Source organism: Pseudomonas sp. GL_135 (assembly GCF_057834665.1).
The window spans coordinates 4,817,499-4,839,113 of sequence record NZ_CM174408.1 but is presented as its reverse complement, the minus strand read 5'-3'; the positions used below and the strand labels follow the sequence as shown (position 1 = coordinate 4,839,113).

The 21,615-nt window shown below is 58.4% G+C and carries 20 protein-coding genes and 4 tRNA genes; 19 read left to right on the top strand and 5 right to left on the bottom strand.

The genetic code is table 11. From position 1 onward, the window contains the following. The first annotated feature begins 117 nt into the window (after positions 1-117). The 11 genes from pilV (AC3ISG_RS21450) to thiO all read left to right on the top strand — a co-directional run bounded on the left by pilV (AC3ISG_RS21450) (position 118) and on the right by thiO (position 9,070). The gene (pilV, locus tag AC3ISG_RS21450; protein WP_489297914.1) at positions 118-573 is read left to right on the top strand and encodes a type IV pilus modification protein PilV; all 456 of its coding nucleotides are present in this window, start codon (positions 118-120) and stop codon (positions 571-573) included. Further along, a complete protein-coding gene (locus AC3ISG_RS21445) occupies positions 570-1,271 on the top strand; it encodes a PilW family protein (RefSeq protein WP_489297913.1) in 702 nt (233 codons plus the stop codon). Before pilV (AC3ISG_RS21450) ends, AC3ISG_RS21445 begins: the two co-directional genes overlap by 4 nt. Next, positions 1,237-1,767, top strand: a complete 531-nt coding sequence (locus tag AC3ISG_RS21440; protein ID WP_489297912.1) for a pilus assembly PilX family protein — start codon at positions 1,237-1,239, stop codon at positions 1,765-1,767. The genes AC3ISG_RS21445 and AC3ISG_RS21440 overlap by 35 nt, the downstream gene beginning before the upstream one ends. Next, positions 1,764-2,186, top strand: coding sequence for a type IV pilin protein (locus AC3ISG_RS21435; RefSeq protein WP_489297911.1), 423 nt, complete (start codon positions 1,764-1,766; stop codon positions 2,184-2,186). Before AC3ISG_RS21440 ends, AC3ISG_RS21435 begins: the two co-directional genes overlap by 4 nt. 125 nt (positions 2,187-2,311) lie before the next feature. Continuing rightward, a complete protein-coding gene (locus AC3ISG_RS21430; protein WP_489297910.1) occupies positions 2,312-2,797 on the top strand; it encodes a GspH/FimT family pseudopilin in 486 nt (161 codons plus the stop codon). Then, positions 2,794-3,264, top strand: a complete 471-nt coding sequence (pilV, locus tag AC3ISG_RS21425; protein ID WP_489297909.1) for a type IV pilus modification protein PilV — start codon at positions 2,794-2,796, stop codon at positions 3,262-3,264. Before AC3ISG_RS21430 ends, pilV (AC3ISG_RS21425) begins: the two co-directional genes overlap by 4 nt. Next, the gene (locus AC3ISG_RS21420) at positions 3,261-3,953 is read left to right on the top strand and encodes a prepilin-type N-terminal cleavage/methylation domain-containing protein (RefSeq protein WP_122622735.1); all 693 of its coding nucleotides are present in this window, start codon (positions 3,261-3,263) and stop codon (positions 3,951-3,953) included. The genes pilV (AC3ISG_RS21425) and AC3ISG_RS21420 overlap by 4 nt, the downstream gene beginning before the upstream one ends. Positions 3,954-3,964: 11 nt before the next feature. After that, complete coding sequence (locus AC3ISG_RS21415) at positions 3,965-4,474, top strand: PilX N-terminal domain-containing pilus assembly protein (protein ID WP_122622736.1); 510 nt, start codon at positions 3,965-3,967, stop codon at positions 4,472-4,474. 40 nt (positions 4,475-4,514) lie between these two features. After that, positions 4,515-7,532 carry a pilus assembly protein gene (locus AC3ISG_RS21410; protein ID WP_489297908.1) on the top strand — a complete coding sequence of 1,006 codons (3,018 nt, stop codon included), beginning with the start codon at positions 4,515-4,517 and terminating at the stop codon, positions 7,530-7,532. A gap of 14 nt (positions 7,533-7,546) precedes the next feature. Then, positions 7,547-7,936: a type IV pilin protein gene (locus AC3ISG_RS21405; RefSeq protein ID WP_489299571.1), complete on the top strand. Its 390-nt coding sequence runs from the start codon at positions 7,547-7,549 to the stop codon at positions 7,934-7,936. A gap of 30 nt (positions 7,937-7,966) precedes the next feature. Further along, complete coding sequence (thiO, locus tag AC3ISG_RS21400) at positions 7,967-9,070, top strand: glycine oxidase ThiO (RefSeq protein WP_489299570.1); 1,104 nt, start codon at positions 7,967-7,969, stop codon at positions 9,068-9,070. A 60-nt stretch (positions 9,071-9,130) separates the two neighbouring features. Here thiO and AC3ISG_RS21395 read toward each other — a convergent pair whose 3' ends face one another. The 4 genes from AC3ISG_RS21395 to AC3ISG_RS21380 all read right to left on the bottom strand — a co-directional run bounded on the left by AC3ISG_RS21395 (position 9,131) and on the right by AC3ISG_RS21380 (position 13,470). Further along, complete coding sequence (locus AC3ISG_RS21395; RefSeq protein WP_489297907.1) at positions 9,131-10,471, bottom strand: sigma-54-dependent transcriptional regulator; 1,341 nt, start codon at positions 10,469-10,471, stop codon at positions 9,131-9,133. Between the two features lie 2 nt (positions 10,472-10,473). Next, positions 10,474-12,066 (bottom strand): sensor histidine kinase, encoded by a 1,593-nt coding sequence (locus tag AC3ISG_RS21390; protein ID WP_489297906.1) that lies wholly within the window; start codon positions 12,064-12,066, stop codon positions 10,474-10,476. Beyond that, positions 12,056-12,295 carry a PP0621 family protein gene (locus AC3ISG_RS21385; protein ID WP_489297905.1) on the bottom strand — a complete coding sequence of 80 codons (240 nt, stop codon included), beginning with the start codon at positions 12,293-12,295 and terminating at the stop codon, positions 12,056-12,058. Before AC3ISG_RS21385 ends, AC3ISG_RS21390 begins: the two co-directional genes overlap by 11 nt. A gap of 152 nt (positions 12,296-12,447) precedes the next feature. Beyond that, on the bottom strand, positions 12,448-13,470 hold the full coding sequence (locus AC3ISG_RS21380) for an outer membrane protein assembly factor BamD (protein ID WP_122535375.1): 1,023 nt from the start codon (positions 13,468-13,470) through the stop codon (positions 12,448-12,450). 151 nt (positions 13,471-13,621) lie between these two features. Between AC3ISG_RS21380 and rluD the strand changes: the two genes are divergently transcribed. The 7 genes from rluD to AC3ISG_RS21345 all read left to right on the top strand — a co-directional run bounded on the left by rluD (position 13,622) and on the right by AC3ISG_RS21345 (position 18,840). Further along, complete coding sequence (gene rluD / locus AC3ISG_RS21375) at positions 13,622-14,584, top strand: 23S rRNA pseudouridine(1911/1915/1917) synthase RluD (RefSeq protein ID WP_489297904.1); 963 nt, start codon at positions 13,622-13,624, stop codon at positions 14,582-14,584. A gap of 8 nt (positions 14,585-14,592) precedes the next feature. Next, a complete protein-coding gene (gene pgeF, locus AC3ISG_RS21370; protein ID WP_489297903.1) occupies positions 14,593-15,321 on the top strand; it encodes a peptidoglycan editing factor PgeF in 729 nt (242 codons plus the stop codon). 179 nt (positions 15,322-15,500) lie between these two features. Next, on the top strand, positions 15,501-18,065 hold the full coding sequence (clpB, locus tag AC3ISG_RS21365; protein ID WP_122535376.1) for an ATP-dependent chaperone ClpB: 2,565 nt from the start codon (positions 15,501-15,503) through the stop codon (positions 18,063-18,065). Positions 18,066-18,415: 350 nt separating this feature from the next. Continuing rightward, positions 18,416-18,491, top strand: a tRNA-Asn gene (locus tag AC3ISG_RS21360). A gap of 20 nt (positions 18,492-18,511) precedes the next feature. After that, positions 18,512-18,588 (top strand) — tRNA-Pro (locus AC3ISG_RS21355). Between the two features lie 6 nt (positions 18,589-18,594). After that, a tRNA-Lys gene (locus AC3ISG_RS21350) sits at positions 18,595-18,670 on the top strand. Between the two features lie 93 nt (positions 18,671-18,763). Beyond that, a tRNA-Pro gene (locus tag AC3ISG_RS21345) sits at positions 18,764-18,840 on the top strand. A 102-nt stretch (positions 18,841-18,942) separates the two neighbouring features. On the opposite strand, the gene pstS is transcribed toward AC3ISG_RS21345, so the two are convergent. Then, positions 18,943-19,959, bottom strand: coding sequence for a phosphate ABC transporter substrate-binding protein PstS (gene pstS / locus AC3ISG_RS21340; RefSeq protein ID WP_489299569.1), 1,017 nt, complete (start codon positions 19,957-19,959; stop codon positions 18,943-18,945). Positions 19,960-20,186: 227 nt separating this feature from the next. Between pstS and AC3ISG_RS21335 the strand changes: the two genes are divergently transcribed. Beyond that, positions 20,187-21,587 carry a diguanylate cyclase domain-containing protein gene (locus AC3ISG_RS21335; RefSeq protein ID WP_489297902.1) on the top strand — a complete coding sequence of 467 codons (1,401 nt, stop codon included), beginning with the start codon at positions 20,187-20,189 and terminating at the stop codon, positions 21,585-21,587. Positions 21,588-21,615: the final 28 nt, after the last annotated feature.

The window sequence follows — 21,615 nt, the reverse complement described above, 5'->3', positions numbered from 1 at the left end:
CTGACAACCGGGTCGATTGTCAGCCGGTATGTCCGCAAGCCGCCGTTACACATCCTCCGGGCAAACCGCTGCGCATCGGCTTCACTGGTGGCTGCATGGCAATGGCAGAGGTGGGTGATGGGGGCGAAGACGATGCAATCAGGGATGACATTGATCGAAGTGCTGGTCGCGTTGCTGATCTTCAGCGTTGGCATATTGGGCGTGGCGATGTTGCAGCTCAGCGCGCTGAAATACACCGACAGTTCGATGCGCAGCATGCACATCAGCTTCATTGCCCATGATCTTTTCGAGCGCATCCGCGCCAATCCTGGCACCCGCTACGCGCTGTCTTCTCTGAGTCAGGCGCCGACCTCCGGCAGTCTCGCCGTGCCTCGCCAGCAAGACCTGTACGACTTCGCGACCCAGTTGAAACGCGCGGTCGGTGATGACGCCGAGGCATCGATAGCGGTGGCGGGATCGAGCGTGACCCTCACGCTGACGTGGGACGATTCCCGTGCCAGCCAGGAGGCCGCGCAGAAGCAAACGCTCACGCTGACCGCAGATGTCTCTGCCGAGCGGGTCGCACGACCATGAGGCCTCTGGAGAAGGGCTTTGGCCTCGTCGAAGTCATGCTGGCGCTGGTGTTGGGATTGGTGATGTCGCTGGCCTTGGCGCAGATATTCATCAGCTCGAAGAGCAGCTATGCCAGTCAGACATCGTCCGCCAGCCTGCAGGAAGACGCACGATTCGTGCTCAGCAAAATGGTCCAGGAAGTGCAGCTGGTGGGCATGTTCGGCTGCCTGGGGAAGGTCGAGGATGCCAGTGCCGGCAAAGGCTTTTCCAAGGCGTTTCAAGACCCCATCACGTGGGACGCCAATTCGAAAACTCTGACCCTCGCCACGGCCGGGACCGGGGAGGGCGGCGGCTGGTCAACCTGGGTTATTCACACTGACTGCGTGTCGTCCGCCACCGCGTACACCAACGGCCGGGCGCCTCGGCTTTCCGCAGATGAGACCGCGATGCCCATTCACCGGCAGGTCTATCGCTTCAACAAGGCACGCAATGAGCTGTCCCTGAACGGCCAGCCTCTGGTCAGCAACGTGGGCGCGTTCGATGTGCTGTTCGGCGTCGCCGGATCGCTCAACGATCGCTCCATCGCGCGGTACGCTGCCACTGCCGAACCCTCGTTGATCCGCAGCGTACGGCTGACCCTCACTCTGTTCGACCCCGCAGACCGGGCGCAGGAGCAGACCATCGATGTTGTTGCTGCCATCCGTAATCGGCTGTGGTGAGGGCATGAAGATGAATGCACAACGTGGTGCGGTGTTGATTGTCAGCCTGGTGTTTCTATTGATGCTGACTTTGTTGGCGACATCGTCGATGCAGAACGCCACGCTCCAGGAAAAAGTGGCAGGCACGCTGAGGCTGCGAGATGCCTCGTTTCAATCCGCCGAGACAGCGCTGCGCATCGCGGAAGCGAGAATCGTGACAACGGGTTTTTCCCTGCCAGCTTGTTCGTCGCCAGCCAAATGTGTGCCACCGCCTGAAGCGCTGACCCTTTCAAACAGCGGCGCCGGCGGGCCTTCAGGAGTGAATTGGGTCGCAACGCGGGGTGGTTTCTACGGCATTCAGCATGTCGGCCAAACCGACCAACCTGCCGGTGGCGCAGATGGTCAACTCCTGACCTTGTACCGCGTGACGGCCATTGGCATCGAAGGCGACTCACGCACCGTGCTCGAAAGCATCCACACCGAGGAGCGTCGTGTCATGTGGCGGCAGCGGCAATGAACAGGACGGGTAGAGGCTTCACCCTGATTGAGTTGCTGATTGCCATCGCCATCGTCGCGATACTCGCCACCGTCGCGTACCCGCAGTACAGCGAATACACCCGGAAAACCCGTCGCTCGGAGATCGCTGGGGTGCTGGTTGAAGAAGCGCAGAAACTGGAGCGGTTTCATTCGCGGGCAGGGCAGTATTCGGATGTCAGTGGGCCGCCGGCTTTCAGTCATGAGGTGTCGGTTGGGAATGGGTTTTATCGGATTGGGGCTGAGCGGAAAGAACGGACGTTTACGCTGACCGCGTCGCCGATTGGCGGGGGGATGATGGCGGGCGATGCCTGCGGCAGCTTTGTGCTGGAAAACACTGGCAGGCGCGACAATCTCGGGATGTCGGGGGCTGCCAGTGTGTCGGGGTGTTGGGGGCGCTGATATGAGATATGAGGCCTGCGGCACAAAGCGTCAGGGCATTCGTCCGCCGAAAACAGCCACACATCCCCCCGACAAATATTGAAACAACCGGTTGCTATATAGTTTCTCCATTAAGGAGAGATTAAATGCCCAAACGGTGTCGGGGTTTTACGCTGGTCGAGTTGCTGGTGACTATCACATTGGTCGGCATCCTCGCCGCGATCGCCATTCCGAGTTTCAGCACGGCGATTCAAAACACCAAGGCAGATACGGAGGTCAGTGACTTTCAGCGTTTCCTTAATTACGCCCGCCAACAGGCTATAAACAGCGGCACTGTCATTCGTGTAACGCCATCGGTGGCGGGCACTGCCTGGAATACTCAGCTGAGTGCCGTTGATCCTGCGGTAACGGCGCCGATTCCCATTCTGCGAGTTTTGCCAGCGATGGACTCTGCATCAGTGCTCACAGTGAGCGGAAATCCTACTGCGATTGACTTCAACAACCTGGGCGGCTTGTCTGCCCCCGTGCCGGTGCCGGCGGGTGCATTGAGCATCACCTATACCCGCGGCAGCATTACCAGAGTGATCAACATATGCCTGAGCGGTCGTATCGCATTGGGCGCTTGCATATGAGCGCCAAAATTGGTCACAGGCAACAAGGCACGACGCTCATTGAAGTATTGGTTGCCCTGCTCGTTTTGGCCATTGGACTGTTGGGCGCAGCGGCGCTCCAGTTGAATGCGTTGAAGTACACCGACAGCTCAAGAACGAGCAGTCAGGCCAGCTTTATTGCGTACGACATGATGGACCGGATCCGGGCCAATCCGGATGCTGACTATAGGCTGGCTGCTCTGGCAGCAGCGCCTCCTGCTGGCGATTTGAATACTCCGCGCACGCAGGACCTCTACGATTTCAAGACCAATATTCAAACTCTCGACCCCGTTACCGGCGATGGGAAGATTACGGTGGATGCGGCGAATAAGCGGCTGGTCACCATTACTGTGAGCTGGAGCGATGCCCGGGCTGCCAACACGGCAGCTTTTTTGCAGACCTTTACCGTGAAGAGTCGTGTGGCGATAGACGCGAAGGTGACGCAATGAAGCACCGCGCCCGAGGCTTCGGTCTGATCGAGATCATGATTTCGCTGCTATTGGGTCTACTCATTGTGGCGGGCGTTATTCAGATTTTCATTTCTGCCAAAAATACCTACCTGTCGCAAAACGCCTCGGCGGTCATGCAGGAGGATGCGCGTTTCATCCTCACCAAGATGGCTCAGGAAATACGCATGGTGGGAATGTTTGGCTGTCTGGAGAATGTCGATGACGCCAGTGCGAAGGGTGATTTCCAGGCCGCGAAAAAAACTCCGGTCCAGTGGGACAACGCTACAACAAAGCTGACACTGGTGACAGCCGATATAGGCAACAATGGGGGCGTTCCGACTTGGACCGTTGTCTCCGACTGCAAGTCGGGAGCGACCGCGACATCCGGAGCGGCTACGCCCGCCGGCAATCAGATCGCGTTTCCCATACGTCAACTTGTTTACCAGTTTTCGAATAAACAAATCCTGCTAGGCGGCGCACCGATCGTCAGCAACGTGAACAACTTCAAAGTGATGTTCGGCACTGCCAATACTGCCTCGGACATGACCGTTACGGGGTACACCGCGACGCCCGCCAGTACAAATCTAATACGCAGCGTTCGACTGACCCTGGAGATGACAGACGCAACCGGTCGAGTCAAAAACCAGACCTTCAGCGTTCTCATCGCTCTACGTAACCGCCTCTATTAGGTGTTGCCTTCATGAACGCAGCCAGAAACAAAACAATTCAACTTGCCCGGGCCGGAGAGCGCGGAATGGCGCTGATTGTCAGTCTGGTATTTCTTCTGCTGTTGACGTTGATCGGGATTTCATCGATGCAGAACGCGACGCTTCAGGAAAAGATGTCCGGCAGCGTCAAGTTCCGCAATGAGTCCTTTCAGATTGCGGAGGCGGCTGCGCGGATGGGGGAGTCTGCAGTTCAGGCCAGTAATTACAAGCTGGCGACGTGCACAAAATGCGCCCCACCTCCGGAAGCCGCGACCGTAACGGTAGCGGGTGCCAACAGTACCTCGGGAGTGACATGGTTCGCGACACCGGAGATGCCCGGCGGTTTTTGGGCTGTGCAGAAAATCGCGACAACGAAGGACCCGGTCAACATTAATTCAGTCGGGATGGATACAAGTAATTCATGGACGCTGTATCGCATCACCGGCGTTGGGCTGTCCGGCAACTCAAGAACTGTAGTGGAAAGTATCTATGCCAAACGTTGAGTGGTGCCGCAGAGCGAGGCTTTATTTGGGCAGGCTGTTAATGGGTGCACTGCTTGGCCTTTATGGCTCGGCCACCGCGTTCGCCGCGTTTGTGCCGTCTGACTCCCCTTTGTTAACCGTGGGGTCAGTGACGCCGAACGTCATGCTGCTGGTCGATGACTCCGGGAGTATGAACAGTATAATCTGGGCCTCGGGGTTTGATCCCAACGCGGATCCGGTTCAAGTGTACAGCTGCAATTCGGATTTCAACTGCAGTAATGTCACTGCAATGGATATGACGGACACCAATTTTTTTGTAGGGAATCTGCGCGCTGGCGGGTGCGATGCTGGATATGACGGTTTCTACAAGTTCACCACACGTACGCGCGTCTGTCTCAAACTCCCCGACCCGGTGGGCAACGGGAATACTCGGTACACCACTGCTTACATCAGCTATTTGCTTTACGCCACGTCCTTGTCCAAAAAAGACTACACGGATGATTCGATTCCCGATGATTACAGAATCAATGTCGCGCGCACGGTGTCTGCCGCGCTGGTGGCCAGCAATCGAAATCTGCGCATTGGCCTGGCCACCTTCAATCCCCCTACGAGCGGAAACGCCGGGCCTGGCGGCAACATCGCGAGGGCGATCAGCGATCTGTCCCAGACAACCGCTACAAGCGCCGCGCAAGCCAATGCCAACTACAACTCGTTGATCTCGTCCATCAATAGCCTTGGAGCCATCGCCAACACGCCACTGGCCGAAGCCTATTACGAGGTGACCCGCTACTTTCGCGGAATGACGCCCTATTACAATACAACGCCTTCAACCTACACCAGCCCGATTCAGTACCGTTGCCAGCGCAACTATGGCGTCGTTATCACCGATGGTCTGCCGACCTACGACCGGACCTTTCCCACTAGTGATCCTTTGGGCGGTGCCAATCTGCCTAATTGGGACGGCAAGAATAACGACGGTGATAACCTCAATGGCGATGGAGAGGGTGACACCCTTTACCTGGACGATATCGCGAAATTCGCCTACGACATCGATATGCGAACGGGCGGGACCGATGCCGCCAACAAGGGGTGGGATGCCACCGATTTCCCCAAGCAGAATATGTTTACCTACACCGTTGGATTCACAGCCGCTAATGCCATGCTTTCCGACGCAGCGGTTTACGGAAAAGGTATCTACTATCAAGCGACTGACAGTGCGGGTTTGAATACGGCTTTGTCCGCAGCCCTGAATGACATCACGTCTCGCGCAGGAACCGGGGGAGGTGTAGCGTCTAACTCGTCTTTGACGACCAGTTCTGTTTATTTCCAGACTCAATACGATCCGACTGATTGGCGCGGTACGATCAAGGCTTTTCCCATTACGACTGATGGAACGGTCAATACCACGACGCCTATCTGGTCCACTGACAAGCAGATCGTTCCGGGCATTACTCCTACTTATGAGTCTTGGAACTCTCTGACCAATGCCGTTATTCCGCTGTCTTTTCTCAACTTTTCACTGCCGCAGCAGCTCGTGCTCAGCGCCAATTTGCCACTCGGAATTTCTGGACTGGACTTGGTGCAATGGAGTAAAGGGACGAACAAGACAGGATTGAAAACGCGTACGGTGTTGCTCGGTGATGTAATCAACTCGCCCTTGGCGTACGCTTCACCTACCGATAATCCAGCGTCGGATCCGGCCTCTGATAATAGCTATTCTACGTATCTGGATATCAAATCAAACTCAATGAACCCTACTCTCGTGGTCAACGCCAACGATGGGTTGGTCAACGTGATAGACCCGTCGACGGGTAAAAGGCTGTATGCGTATATGCCTTCCACGGTGCTCTCGAACCTGCATTACGTCGCTGATCCCAATTACATCAATGGTGTTTCTCACAAATTTTTGGTGGATGGGCAAATTTCTATTGTAGATGTGCAGTTTGCTTCGTCCTGGAAAACTTTAGCCATCGGGGGCGCGGGCTCCGGCGGCAAGGGGTTCTATGCGCTACAGCTGTTCAACACGGGTACCTATAATATAGTTAAAGCGCTTTGGGACATCAGCAGTGTGACTGCGGGTTTTGCCAATATGGGCTACGCCTATGCCAAGCCGGAGGTGGCTCAATTGCCAGATGGCAGATGGGCAGCCTTCATCTCTAATGGCTATGGCAGCACCAATGGCGTGGCGTCACTCTTTGTCGTCGATGTCAGCAATGGGGCCCTGATAAAAGAGATTGCCGTCGATACCTCAGGCAACAATGGATTGTCTTCAGTCAAGCTACGCGTCAATGCTCAGAGCGTTGTTCAGTACGCTTATGGCGGTGATCTGAAGGGTCAGATGTGGAAGTTTGATTTTACGGGACAAACCGCATCCACCTGGAAAGTAGGACTGGGTGGAAGTCCACTGTTCACTGCTTCAGGAGGGGCGAATCAGCCAATCACTGCTCAGCCGGTCGTGGGAAATAACCCGAATGGCGGCAAAATGGTTTATTTCGGCACTGGTAAAATGCTTGAAGCTGCGGACAAAACCACGACTGCCACCCAGGCGTTTTATGCGGTTTGGGACAATGACGGGACGAGCGCCAACTACCGTGAGAGTGACCTGGTGGCGCAAGCCATCACATCCTCAGCGCAATTTTTTACCACCACTCAAAACGATGTGAATTACGCCGCCAAGAAAGGTTTTTACCTTCCGCTGTTTTACAACAACTTCGCGACGGGGGAGCGGATTATCTATGCTGCCGTACTCGCATTCGGCCGTGTTCAGTTCACTACTGCGATTGTGGACACTACGGATCCCTGCTCAAGTTCGGGGTCCGGTAGGTTCGGTGACCTGGATGCCTTGAACGGGAAAATGCTCAGCTACCCGGTTCTGGATACAAACGGTGACGGGCAGATTAACAGCAGTGACGCTACCTCAAGCGGCTACCTGGTAAGCGGCGGCGTGCCTTCGGTTGTCAGGCTTGATAAAGCTAATGGTAATCAGGCTATTGTGACGGGGGGGCTGGCAATTCCTCCGACAGGCCTCGAGTTAGGCGGCCCGTCTGACCGACGGATCATGTGGCGACAGATCAGATGAGGAAAGAAAAAATGTTGGGCAGTAAAACGAAGGGATTCACCCTCATAGAGCTGATGATCGTGGTGGCCATTGTGGGTATTCTCGCGGCGATCGCCTATCCGAGTTATACCGAGTACGTGCGGCGCACTCATCGGACCGAGATTGCCGGAGTCCTGATGGAGCAGAGCCAAGCTTTAGAGCGTTTCTATACCAAGAACGGTACCTATGTCGCTGCGCCGGTCGCAGGCTCCAATGACTGGTACACCGTTGCGGTAGCGCCCACCGCTACAGACTTCATTTTGACGGCAACACCGATCCCCGGCTCCATGATGAACGGCGACAAGTGCGGCAATTTCCAGATCACCAATACCGGCGCGCGCACCAACTCCACCGGCCTGTCGAACAAAGACTGTTGGGGCCGTTGAATCCATGCAGATGAACAAGTCGTGGCCGCTGTGCTAAATCAAAACATAGTCATCATCGGCGGCGGCGTCATCGGTCTCCTGACCGCCTTCAACCTTGCCTCCAAAGGCCGAAATGTAACCCTGATCGACCGCTCCGAAGTCGGCCAGGAATCCTCATGGGCCGGCGGCGGCATCGTGTCGCCGCTTTACCCATGGCGCTACAGCCCGGCCGTAACAGCACTCTCACACTGGTCGCAGGATTTTTACCCACAGCTCGCCGAGCGCTTGCTGGCAATGACCGGCATCGATCCCCAAGTGCACAAGACTGGCCTTTACTGGCTGGACCTGGATGACGAAGCAGAAGCGCTCCAGTGGGCGACGCGGGTGAATCGCCCGCTGAGGTCGGTGGATATCTCTGCGGTCTACGACGCCGTGCCCGTCATGGGCGGTGGCTATTCACGTGCGGTGCACATGGCTGACGTCGCCAACGTGCGCAACCCGCGTCTGGTCAAGTCGCTGAAGGCTGCGTTATTGGCGTTGCCCAATGTGGTCATTCGAGAGCACTGCCAGGTCATCGACTTCCTGCGCGAGGGTGATCGCGTACTGGGCGTGACGACGGGAGAGGGCGATGTGCTCGGCGACAGCGTGGTGCTGGCCGCAGGTGCATGGAGCGGCGATCTGCTCGGCAAATTGGGGTTGGCGCTGCCCGTTGAGCCGGTAAAAGGTCAGATGATTCTCTACAAATGCGCCGCTGACTTTCTGCCGAGCATGATCCTCGCGAAGGGTCGTTACGCCATCCCCCGGCGCGACGGACATATCCTCATCGGCAGCACGCTCGAGCACGAAGGGTTTGATAAGACACCCACCGAAAATGCTCTGGACAGCCTGAAAGCTTCGGCGATTGAATTGATCCCCGCGCTGGCGGATGCACAGGTAGTCGGGCACTGGGCGGGTTTGCGACCGGGCTCGCCGGACGGCATTCCTTTCATCGGCCCGGTGCCGGATCATCAAGGCTTGTGGCTGAACTGCGGCCACTACCGCAACGGCCTGGTGCTGGCGCCGGCTTCATGTCAGTTGTTGACGGATTTGCTGGTGGGGGATGAGCCAATTATTGATGAAGCGCCTTATGCGCCTGCGGGAAGGCTTAACGCTTGAGTGGCCATGCCGAATAATAGGTCCCTCTTTGGGACCTATTATTCGGCATGGCGGAACCCTTCACTCCAACCCCAGCTTCTTCAGTCGATAGCGCATCGACCTGAACGTCAAATTCAAGCGCTGCGCAGCCGCCGTACGATTCCAGCGAGTTTCCTCCAGCGCCTGCAGGATCAGCTTGCGCTCGATGCTCTCCAGATAGTCTTCCAGGTTATCGATGTTGGCCAGGCTCGGGCCGTCCTGCTCGGTAGGGCGTGACGGCTCAGCAAGGCGCAGGTCCTCGATATTGATCTGATCGTTATCGCAGAGTGTGTATGCCCGTTCCAGCATGTTTTCCAGCTCGCGCACATTGCCGGGAAAACGATAACCCTTGAGGGCCGCCAGCGCGTGGGGCGGGAGGAGGGTAGCAGGCTCTCCGGCGGATTCGGCCAGGCGGCGCAGCACGCTGTTGGCGATCTCTTCGATGTCTTCGCGGCGCTCGCGCAGGGGCGGGACGCGCAATTCGATGACGTTCAGCCGGTAATACAAATCCTGCCGAAAACGCCCTGCGGCTACTTCCTGACTAAGGTCCTTGTGAGTCGCGCACAGCACGCGAACGTCCACCACTTGCTCCTGCTGGCCGCCAATCGCGCGGACGGATTTCTCCTGGATCGCGCGGAGCAGTTTCACCTGCATCGCCAGCGGCAGATCAGCCACTTCATCCAGAAACAGCGTCCCGCCATTGGCCACCTGAAACAGCCCGGGTTTGTCTTCATGGGCGCCAGTGAAACTGCCTTTGCGGTGCCCGAAGAATTCGCTTTCCATCAGTTCCGACGGGATCGCGCCGCAGTTGACGGGTACGAACGACCGCTCGGCGCGCGGGCCTTGCTCGTGAATCAAGCGTGCGACCAGCTCCTTGCCGCTGCCCGACTCGCCGCTGATATAGATCGGCGCCTGGCTACGCGCCAGTTTGGCGATTTGTTTACGCAGTGCCTGCATCGGTGGAGAGCTGCCCAGCAAGCGATGGTCGATGCGGTTGTCTTCGGCAGGGGCGGTGCGCAGGCGCAGGGCGCTGGACACCAACTCACGCAAACGCGTCAGATCAACCGGCTTGGTCAAGAAGTCGAACGCGCCGGCTTTCAGTGCATGGATCGCCGTGTCGAGGCTGCCGTGGGCGGTGATCATCGCCACCGGTACCTGGTTGTGGCGCTTCTGAATGTGCTGCACCAACTCCAGGCCATTGCCATCCGGCAGACGCATGTCGGTCAGGCACAGGTCGAATGGCTCGCGCGCCAGCCACTCCTGGGCTTCCTTGACGTTGCGCGCGCTGCGAGTGTCCAGTTTCATACGTCCGAGCGTGATTTCCAGCAACTCACGAATGTCCGGCTCATCGTCGACGATCAGGATCTTTTGCCGTTGGCTCATGTTCAGCTCAGCTTGAACGGATGGGCGAAGGTAATTCGCATGCAGCTTCCGCCACCTTCCCGTGGTGTGTAATTGAGGCTCGCCTGATTGCTTTCGCACAGTTCGCGCGACAGGTACAGGCCCAGGCCGGTTCCTTTGCTTTCGGTGGTGAAGAAGGGCTCGAAGATTTTCGCGAGATGCTCTTCGGCAACGCCCGGCCCGTCGTCAAGAACTTCCAGCGTCGGCAGTTCGCTGAACGGTGCTTGAAACAACCTTAGCCAAACTTGCGCGTGTGCGTGCACCTGGCCGCTGTAGCGCAAACCGTTTTGCACCAGATTGCTCATCACTTGCTGCAACTGTTCCGCGTCCATCTGCGTACTGAGCACGCCTGCGCCGATGTCCAGATGCACGCTTTGCCCCGTCGTCAGCTCATCGCGAAGGTTGCGGACGAACGCCTCGAGCCACTGCTTGAGGTCGAGCAGATGGGGTTCGGTCTGACGTCGACGAGACAGCTGCAGCACGTTCTCGATCACCAGATTCATCCGCCGCGATTGATCGTGAATGATTTGACTGAGACGACGGTCCGGCGCGGTCAGTTCCTCGGATTCCAGCAGCAACTGTGCGGCATGACTGATGGCGCCCAGCGGGTTGCGGATCTCGTGGGCGATACCAGCGGTCAGTCTGCCCAGCGCGGCGAGTTTAAGCTGTTGGGCCTGCTGGGAAATCTGGGACAGGTCATCGAGAAACACCAGGGTGTGGCGATGGCTGCCCCGCGCCAGTGCGATGAACCCCGGACGCAGCACCGGCCCTATAACCGAGGTCGTGATGCTGCGCGGTGCCATGGACGGGTTGGCCATCCACTGACCCAGTCGCTCGACCAGTTGTGGCGAGTAGGCGTCGACGATTTCGCCGAGCAAGCGCTCGTGGCCCAGCAGATTCAGCGCGCTCTGGTTGGCGAGCAGAACTTTGTGATCTTCGTCGAGCACCAGAATGCCGGTCCGCATACGTTGCAGGATCAGCGCGTTGAGCTCTTCAAGATTGTCGACATCGGCGGCACGACGTTCGGCGATGTCTTCGCTGAGCTGCAGGCGCCGTGCGAGGGCCTGAACCAGCAGCGCTGCTGCGAAGCACAGGGCACCGAGGGAGCCGGCCTGTACGAAATGATTGGAAGCAGAGGGCTTGTGATAGCTGATGTAGAAGGTCAGATAAATGATGCCGATGGCTGAGAGCGCGGCAATCAGCAGCCCGGTTCGCTTGCGCAGCAGCACGTTGCTGATCGCCACGGAGGCAATGATCAAATTGCCAATCCCGCTCGGTGCACCGCCCCCGGCGTAGAACAGCGCCGCCAGCATCAGCGTGTCGGCCATGGCCAGGGAGAACAGTTGACCCTGGCGGCTTGGGCGTTCGAGCAGCACCACCACGAGGATATTGAACACCAGATACAGCCAGCAGCCGATCCGGAACAGCTCGATATCGGCCAGCTCCAGCAACTCGGCGTCCAGGCTGCTGGAAATCAGCAGCACCAGCAGGACGCCGATGCTCAGACGGTACAGGTGATACAGCCGCAGGATGCGTTGGGCCTGAGGCGTGGTCAGCGACAGGCTGTCAGCGGTCACGTGTGGCGGGGCCCTGCAAACGGTGTGCTTCGGTGCAATACCATTGCTGGCTCTGGCTCAGCGCGCGATCGCGCGGGACATGCACGCCACATTGCGCGCACCGCACCATGGGCGCAGCGTCGAGTTCCGGCGTTGAGGGTTTCGGGCGTGGGGCAGGGCCTTTCACCAGGCGTTTGAAAAACCAGATGGCCGCCACGATCAGGGCGATCCACATAATCAAGCGAATCATGTCTGTCAGCTTATGAAGTGAAGAGCGCGCAGTGTAGCCAAGCGGCTGTCGGGCGCACAGTCATCTCCATCGCCGAATGCTGTCGGAAAACGGTCGGGCATTAAAAAAGGCCCCGAAGGGCCTCTTTTAGCTGACGTTTGGCAGGGACTGAATCAGTCAAAAAGGCCAAAGGTCATGTAGCTGAAGATCGAGCGGCTTTTCGGCGTGCCGTCGTCGTCATCGTTTTTCTTCTCTTCGTCAGCCGACTGGTTCTCAGGCAGCAGGTCGGCAGGGATGGCTTCCTTGGCGTCCTGGTACTGCTTGATCACGTCCTGGTTGGCGCGGGTTTGCCCTGGCGGCAGCGGCGGACGGCTTTCGATCAGGCCCAGCGTCGCCTTGGACAGCCACGAGCGGTTGTCGGCCTCGGCCGTGCGCGCTTCGAACTTGCCGTCTACCAGCTGCGGGTGATCCGGGTAGTTGGTTTTCAGGACTTGCAGGCTGGTGTCAGCCAGATCGTCCAGGTGCAGACGCTGATAAGCCTCAACCATGACCGCCAGGCCGTCACCGACCGATGGGGTTTCCTGGAAGTTTTCGACTACGTAGCGACCGCGGTTGGCCGCTGCCACGTAGGCCTGACGGGTCAGATAGTAGTCGGCAACGTGGATCTCGTAGGCCGCCAACAGGTTGCGCAGATAGATCATGCGCTGCTTGGCGTCGGGTGCGTAGCGGCTGTTCGGGTAGCGGCTGGTCAGCTGGGCGAACTCGTTATACGAATCGCGAGCAGCGCCCGGGTCACGCTTGGTCTGATCCAGCGGCAGGAAGCGGGCGATGATGCCGACGTCCTGGTCGAACGAGGTCAGGCCCTTGAGGTAATAGGCGTAATCGACGTTCGGGTGTTGCGGGTGCAGACGAATGAAACGCTCGGCGGCCGACTTGGCAGCTTCCGGCTCGCCATTCTTGTAGTTGGCGTAGATCAGCTCGAGTTGCGCCTGGTCAGCGTAGCGACCGAACGGATAACGCGACTCCAGCGCCTTGAGCTTCTCGGTGGCGCTGTTATAGCTATTGTTGTCCAGATCGGCCTGCGCCTGCTGGTACAGCTCGACTTCACTGAGGTTTTCGTCGATGACTTCTTTCTTCGAAGAACAGGCAACAGTAAGTCCGAGGATGGCTATCAGCAGCAGGTGTTTCACTTGCATGGCGGCTTGCGTCCCTATAACGGCCTGCTGTCTTGCGCAGGACCGTCCTGTTATGATGGGCGCCCCGTGGAACCCCCGGGACAAAAGACGCCGTATTTAACCACAAGCGCACAGCCGAAACCAAAGGCCAGTGCCACCTCCTAGTTTGAGCATGTCTGAGATCATAGAACTCCGCGCAGAGGTGCCGTCCGAATTGGGCGGTCAACGCCTCGACCAAGTCGCCGCCCAACTATTCGCAGAGCACTCGCGCTCGCGCCTTTCCGCCTGGATCAAAGACGGTCGCCTGACAGTGGACGGTGGCGTTTTGCGCCCGCGTGACATCGTGCATGGTGGCGCCGTTTTGCTCCTCAAAGCCGAGCAGGAAGCCCAGGGCGAGTGGATCGCGCAGGACATCGAGCTCGATATCGTCTACGAAGACGACCAGATCCTGGTCATCAACAAGCCTTCCGGCCTGGTTGTACATCCGGCAGCCGGTCACGCCGATGGCACCCTGCTCAACGCCTTGCTGCACCACGTGCCGGACATCATCAATGTCCCGCGTGCCGGCATCGTGCACCGCCTGGACAAGGACACCACCGGTCTGATGGTCGTCGCCAAGACCATTCAGGCCCAGACCCAACTGGTCACTCAACTGCAGAACCGCAGCGTCAGCCGCATCTATGAGTGCATCGTTATCGGGGTGGTGACTGCCGGCGGCAAGATCAACGCACCGATCGGTCGTCATGGTCAGCAGCGACAGCGCATGGCAGTCATGGAAGGCGGCAAGCCAGCGGTCAGCCATTACCGGGTTCTGGAGCGTTTTCGTTCCCACACCCATGTGCGGGTCAAGCTGGAAACCGGGCGTACTCACCAGATTCGTGTGCACATGGCCCACATCAACTTCCCCCTGGTAGGCGATCCCGCTTACGGCGGCCGTTTCCGAATCCCGCCTGCGGCCAACGTCAACATGGTCGAATCGTTGAAACATTTCCCGCGTCAGGCGCTGCATGCGCGTTTCCTTGAACTGGATCATCCGACGACCGGTAAGCGCATGAGCTGGGAATCGCTGTTGCCGGACGACTTTGTCTGGCTGCTGACCCTGCTCAAGCAAGACCGCGAAGCCTTCATCGGATGACTGAGGGCGTGACGGACTGGCTGATTCCCGACTGGCCTGCGCCACTGGGTATCAAAGCCTGGGTCACGACGCGGTCGGGCGGTGTCAGTGTGGCGCCGTTCGACAGCTTCAATCTGGGCGACCACGTTGACGACGATCCAGCGGCCGTAGCGCATAACCGTTCATCACTGACCTCGCGCCTGCGCAGTCAGCCTGCATGGCTGAAGCAGGTTCATGGCACTGACGTCGTCGAGGCCACGCCCGCAGAAGTGCTTGAGGCTGATGCCAGCTGGAGTCAGACCCCGGGCGTGGCCTGCACCATCATGACGGCCGATTGCCTGCCCGCACTGTTCTGCAATAAAACGGGCACTCAGGTTGCCGCTGCCCATGCGGGCTGGCGCGGTCTGGCGGCGGGTGTGCTTGAGGCGACGGTGGACAGTTTTGCCGATGCGCCCTCCGACATCCTTGTCTGGCTCGGCCCTGCCATTGGGCCCCAGGCATTTGAAGTGGGTACCGAGGTGCGCGAGGCCTTCATGGCTTCGCACCTAGAGACAGCCGATGCATTCGTGCCAGGCGCCAACGACGGCAAATTCATGGCTGACATTTACCAATTGGCGCGTCTGCGTCTCGCCGCTCACGGCGTCACAGCGGTGTATGGCGGCGGTCTCTCGACCTACGACGATGAGCGATTCTTCTCTTATCGCCGTGGCGCGCGCACCGGACGGTTCGCGTCTCTCATCTGGATCGAAGCCCGGTAGCCTTCGCTGCGCTTCTGCACTAATTCCTCGCCAATTCCCTCCTTCAAGCTAATGTTGATCCACGTCAACCCGTCAGCGCTTGAATCCTGCCTAATCGACCGCATCTAAAGAACCATCTGGCAGGTTTTCTTTATTAGGTGTGTTCATTGCTCCGGCCTGCCCATATAGGAAGGTGACGAATGCGTATTGACCGTTTAACCAGCAAATTACAGCTCGCTTTATCAGATTCCCAATCACTGGCGGTGGGCCTTGACCACCCGGCCATTGAGCCCGCGCACTTGATGCAGGCATTGCTTGAGCAGCAGGGCGGTTCGATCAAGCCTTTGCTGCTGCAAGTGGGCTTTGACGTCAACAGCCTGCGCACTGCGTTGAGCAAAGAGCTCGATCAACTGCCGAAGATCCAGAACCCGACTGGCGACGTGAACATGTCCCAGGACCTGGCGCGCCTGTTGAACCAGGCTGATCGACTGGCTCAGCAAAAAGGCGATCAGTTCATTTCCAGTGAGTTGGTGTTGCTCGCCGCCATGGACGAGAACAGCAAACTCGGCAAGCTGCTGCTCGGTCAGGGCGTCAGCAAGAAAGCTCTGGAAAACGCCATCAGCAACCTGCGTGGCGGCGATGCTGTCAACGACCCAAACGCGGAAGAATCCCGTCAGGCGCTGGACAAGTACACCGTTGACCTGACCAAGCGCGCCGAGGAAGGCAAGCTCGACCCGGTGATCGGCCGCGACGACGAGATCCGTCGGACCATCCAGGTGCTGCAACGCCGGACCAAGAACAATCCGGTGCTGATCGGTGAACCTGGCGTGGGTAAAACCGCCATCGCCGAAGGCCTTGCCCAGCGCATCATCAACGGTGAAGTGCCAGACGGCCTTCGCGGAAAGCGTCTGCTGTCGCTGGACATGGGTGCGCTGATCGCAGGTGCCAAGTTCCGTGGCGAGTTCGAAGAGCGCCTGAAAGGGCTGCTCAATGAACTGTCCAAGCAGGAAGGGCAGATCATTCTGTTCATCGACGAGCTGCACACCATGGTCGGTGCCGGCAAAGCCGAGGGCTCGATGGACGCCGGCAACATGCTCAAGCCGGCGCTGGCCCGTGGTGAGCTGCATTGCGTGGGCGCCACGACGCTCAACGAGTACCGCCAATATATAGAGAAGGACGCCGCTCTCGAGCGTCGCTTCCAGAAAGTGCTGGTGGACGAGCCGAGCGAGGAAGACACCATCGCCATCCTGCGCGGCTTGAAAGAGCGCTATGAAGTTCACCACAAGGTGGCGATCACCGACGGCGCGATCATCGCGGCTGCCAAGCTCAGCCATCGCTACATCACCGATCGGCAACTGCCGGACAAAGCCATCGACTTGATCGACGAAGCGGCCAGCCGCATTCGTATGGAGATCGACTCCAAGCCGGAAGTGCTCGACCGCCTTGAGCGTCGCCTGATCCAGCTGAAAGTAGAGGCCCAGGCGCTGAAGAAGGAAGACGACGAGGCCGCGATCAAGCGCCTGGAAAAACTTCAGGAGGAGATTCAGCGCCTTGAGCGGGAGTACGCCGACCTCGAAGAAATCTGGACCTCCGAAAAAGCCGAGGTCACCGGTTCCGCGCAGATTCAGCAAAAGATCGAGCAGTCCCGTCAGGAACTGGAAGCGGCACGGCGTAAGGGCGACCTGAACCGCATGGCCGAATTGCAGTACGGCGTGATTCCCGACCTGGAACGCAGCCTGCAGATGGTCGACCAGCACGGCAAGCCGGAAAACCAGTTGCTGCGCAGCAAGGTGACCGAGGAAGAGATTGCTGAAGTCGTGTCCAAGTGGACCGGTATTCCGGTGTCGAAGATGCTCGAAGGCGAGCGCGACAAGCTGCTGAAAATGGAAGAGCTGTTGCACCAGCGCGTGATCGGCCAGAACGAAGCGGTTGTCGCGGTGGCCAACGCTGTTAGACGGTCGCGTGCCGGGCTGTCGGATCCGAACCGTCCGAGCGGCTCGTTCATGTTCCTCGGCCCAACCGGTGTGGGTAAGACCGAGCTGTGCAAGGCGCTGGCGGAATTCCTGTTCGACACCGAAGAGGCAATGGTGCGGATCGACATGTCCGAGTTTATGGAGAAACATTCCGTGGCGCGGCTGATCGGCGCGCCACCTGGCTATGTCGGTTACGAAGAGGGTGGCTATCTGACCGAAGCGGTGCGCCGCAAGCCTTACTCGGTCATCCTGCTGGACGAAGTCGAGAAAGCTCACCCGGACGTGTTTAACGTCTTGCTGCAAGTGCTCGAAGACGGCCGTCTGACCGACAGTCACGGGCGCACGGTGGATTTCCGTAATACCGTGATCGTCATGACCTCCAACCTGGGCTCGGCTCGCATCCAGGAGCTGGTCGGCGATCGTGAAGGGCAGCGCGCTGCAGTCATGGATGCGCTCACCACGCACTTCCGTCCGGAGTTCATCAACCGGGTGGACGAAGTGGTGATCTTCGAGCCGCTGGCCCGCGATCAGATCGCAGGCATCACCGAGATCCAGCTGGGTCGTTTGCGCCAGCGTCTGGCGGAGCGCGATCTGCGCCTGGAGCTGTCCACCGAGGCGATGGACAAGCTGATCGCCGTCGGCTACGACCCTGTCTACGGCGCGCGGCCGCTTAAACGAGCGATCCAGCGCTGGATCGAAAACCCGCTGGCTCAGTTGATCCTGTCGGGTGGCTTCATGCCTGGCACCAGCATCAGGGGTACGGTGCAGGACGACGAGATCGTCTTCGGCTGATCCGCACCTCTATATAGAGGCGCAAAAGGGCTCTCCAGGCGGGAGCCCTTTTTTATGCGCGGTGATTTATTCACTGAACAGCAGGATTTTCGGGGGCTAAAGGGCGATCCGCAAAAAATTCGCAAATCATTGTCTTGAAAGCAATTTAGAGGGTTGACAGGTGTTTCTGGAAATGTAGAATAGCGCGCCTCAGAGACGTGAACGCAGCGATGCAAACAAGTCGAAGAGGCTGAAAATGCGGTGGGTTCAGTAAGGTAAATGCCGGATTCATCCGGTGAAGATTTACTGAATTTGTTGTGTTGAAGCGCGTCAAACGCTGCATCTGAAATTGATAGATTTGAAAAGATCGTTCCGTGATAGCTCAGTCGGTAGAGCAAATGACTGTTAATCATTGGGTCCCAGGTTCGAGTCCTGGTCACGGAGCCAATTTCAAGAGGTAGTACCGTCGGGGTATAGCGCAGTCCGGTAGCGCGCCTGCTTTGGGAGCAGGATGTCAGGAGTTCGAATCCCCTTACCCCGACCATTATTTGGGTCGTTAGCTCAGTTGGTAGAGCAGTTGGCTTTTAACCAATTGGTCGTAGGTTCGAATCCCACACGACCCACCATTTTTGACCTGGCTTCATCGGGTTGGATCTTAGGGAGTGACGCCATCCGCGTCACCCGCTCTGGAAACACCTTAGGGTGTTTTCATGTTTCACCGGGGTATAGCGCAGTCCGGTAGCGCGCCTGCTTTGGGAGCAGGATGTCAGGAGTTCGAATCCCCTTACCCCGACCATTTTCGCCCCAGCTGTATCCGGGCAGAAAATACCGCTTAAGCGCCACTCGCGCTGAAGCTACAAAAAAGCGTCCTTCGGGACGCTTTTTTCGTTTCTGGTATTCATTGAGCCTTGGGCGGGTTAGCCCAGTAAGTCTCGATCTGATTTTTCAGGTCATCAGGGATCGGTGCGAAGTCCAGCGAGCGTGCGTGTTCTTGCCCGCTCTCCAGCGTCCAGCGGAAGAAATCCTGAACAGTCTTCTGCCGGTCAGCGTCTTTGGGTTGCTTGAACATCACGATGAACGTCGCTGCAGTGATCGGGTAAGCGTTTTCCCCCGGCGCGTCGAGCATCGACAGGTCAAAATCCTTCGCGTTCTTCCAGTCAGCCGTCGCGGCCGCAGCCTGAAAGCTTTCGGTGCTCGGCGTCACGAAGGTGCCGGCAGCGTTCTGCAACAGCCCATAATTCAACTTCTGCTGTTTGACGTAGGCGTACTCGACGTAGCCGATCGAGTTCGGCACCTGTTTGACGTACGTCGCTACGCCTTCGCTGCCTTTGCTGCCCATGCCCACCGGCCACTTCACCGAAGACCCCGCGCCGAGCTGACTCCTCCATTGCGGGCTGACCTTCGCCAGGTAACTCACCCAATTAAACGTGGTGCCGGAATCATCCGAGCGATACGCCACGCTGATTTTCGCGTCCGGCAATTTCACGCCCGGGTTCAGGGCGGCGAGGGCCGGGTCATTCCATTTGTTGATTTTGCCGAGATAGATGTCAGCCAGCACCGGGCCTGTGAATTTCAGCGTGCCCGGTTTGACCGAGGCGACGTTGATGACCGGGACGATGCCGCCGATCACCGAAGGAAACTGCTGCAGGCCAAAGGATTCCAGGTCTGCCGAACTCATCGGCCGGTCAGTCGCGCCGAAATCCACGGCGCCTTCCTTGATCAGTGCAATGCCTGCGCCGGAGCCTATGTACTGATAATTGACCTTGATCTGAGTCTTCTGGTTGTAGTCGGTGGCCCACTTGTACAGCACCGGATAGATAAACGTGGAGCCGGCGCCGGTAACTTCGGACGCTGCGCCTGCCGTGGCGGCCATGGATAGATTAAGCGCGATGCCAAGGCCTGCGGCCAGCATCATACGGGAGAGCTGCAACATGGATGACTTCCTGTGATCGAGCGACATCGGGGTGAGATGCGTTGATGGGATCACAGCAAACAGCACGTTTTTATGACAAGGCATGACGGATTTCTTCACCGGCAGCCGGATCATTCGCGACGCCCAGGTCGTTTATTTACGCGGCGCTCCGGTGCGGATTCATGACGCCGGGTATAGACTTCGGGCAGTCTCTCCAGGATCGGCCGTTTATGAAGTCGCCAACTCCTTTACTCGAGCAACAGCGACTTGAAGCGCTGCACCTTCTCGAAGTACTCGACACGCCACCCGAGGTCGCGCTGGACCGGATCACTCGCCTGGTGGCGCAGGTGCTGAACGTGCCGATCGCCCTGATATCGCTGGTGGATCAGGACCGTCAGTGGTTCAAGTCCCGAGTGGGGCTTGAAGCGGTGGAACTGCCGCGGGAGGTCGCGTTTTGCGCGCATGCCATCCTTGAAGCCGCCGAGCTCGTAGTGCCCGATGCCCTCGAAGACGCGCGGTTTTGCGACAACCAACTGGTCACCGGCGATCCCCATGTCCGCTTTTATGCCGGGGTACCCATCCGCACCAGCCAGGGCTTCGCCGTGGGCACGCTTTGCGCCATTGACGCGCGGCCCAGAATCATCACCCCGGACGAGTTGTCCATCCTCCACGACCTGGCCGAGATCGTCAGCCGCGAGATGCAACTGCGGGAAAATCTGATGCTGACGCGGATTCAGAAGAATCGCTCCGAGGCCTTGTTCGAAGCCAGTGAGGCGGGTTATCGCTCCATGTTCGAGCTGGCCTCGGTAGGCATTGCGCTGGTGGCGCCCGACGGTGGCTGGATCAGCGTCAATGCTGCGCTGTGCGATGTCCTTGGCTACGCGCCCGATGAGCTTCAGCACCTGACATTCCAGGACATCACTCATCCCGACGATCTGGGCAGTGATCTTGAGATGCTGCATCAGTTGAGTGTCGGTGAAATCAACAGCTATCAGATGGAAAAGCGTTACCTGCGCAAAAACGGTAGCGCGGTCTGGGTCAATCTGAGCGTCACGAAAAAGCTGTCCGAAGCAGGAGAGCTGGAATATTTCATTTCAATCATCCAGAACATTCAAGCGCGCAAGGAGCTTGAGCAGGAGGCCCGGCATGATTCTCTGACCGGCCTGCACAACCGCCGCGCGCTGGACTCGCTGTTGCCCATCGCTCAGGCGCGGGCGGATCGCTCCAGGTTGCAGATGGCGTTGATGTTCATCGATCTGGATGGGTTCAAAGTCATCAACGACAGTTACGGACACGATGCCGGTGACGATCTGCTGCGCGCTATCGCCACGCGTTTGCAGAGCTGCATCCGCAGGACTGACAGCCTGGTTCGACTGGCCGGTGATGAGTTCATCGTGATTCTGGAGGGCATCACGCCGGGGGTGGAAGAAGCCCGTGAAGTGGCTCAGAAACTCCTCACGGCGATTGCTCAGCCCCTCACGATCAAGGGCGATGTCATTCGCAGCAACGCCAGCATCGGCTTCTCCATGTATGAACCCGGCTCGGGCAAGGCCCCTGACGAACTCATGCGCGAAGCCGACCGCTGGATGTACAGGGCCAAGCATCTGGGCAAAGGGCGGGTGATGCCGTAACGGGCGCGCATTCTCGCGCCCGCACGGT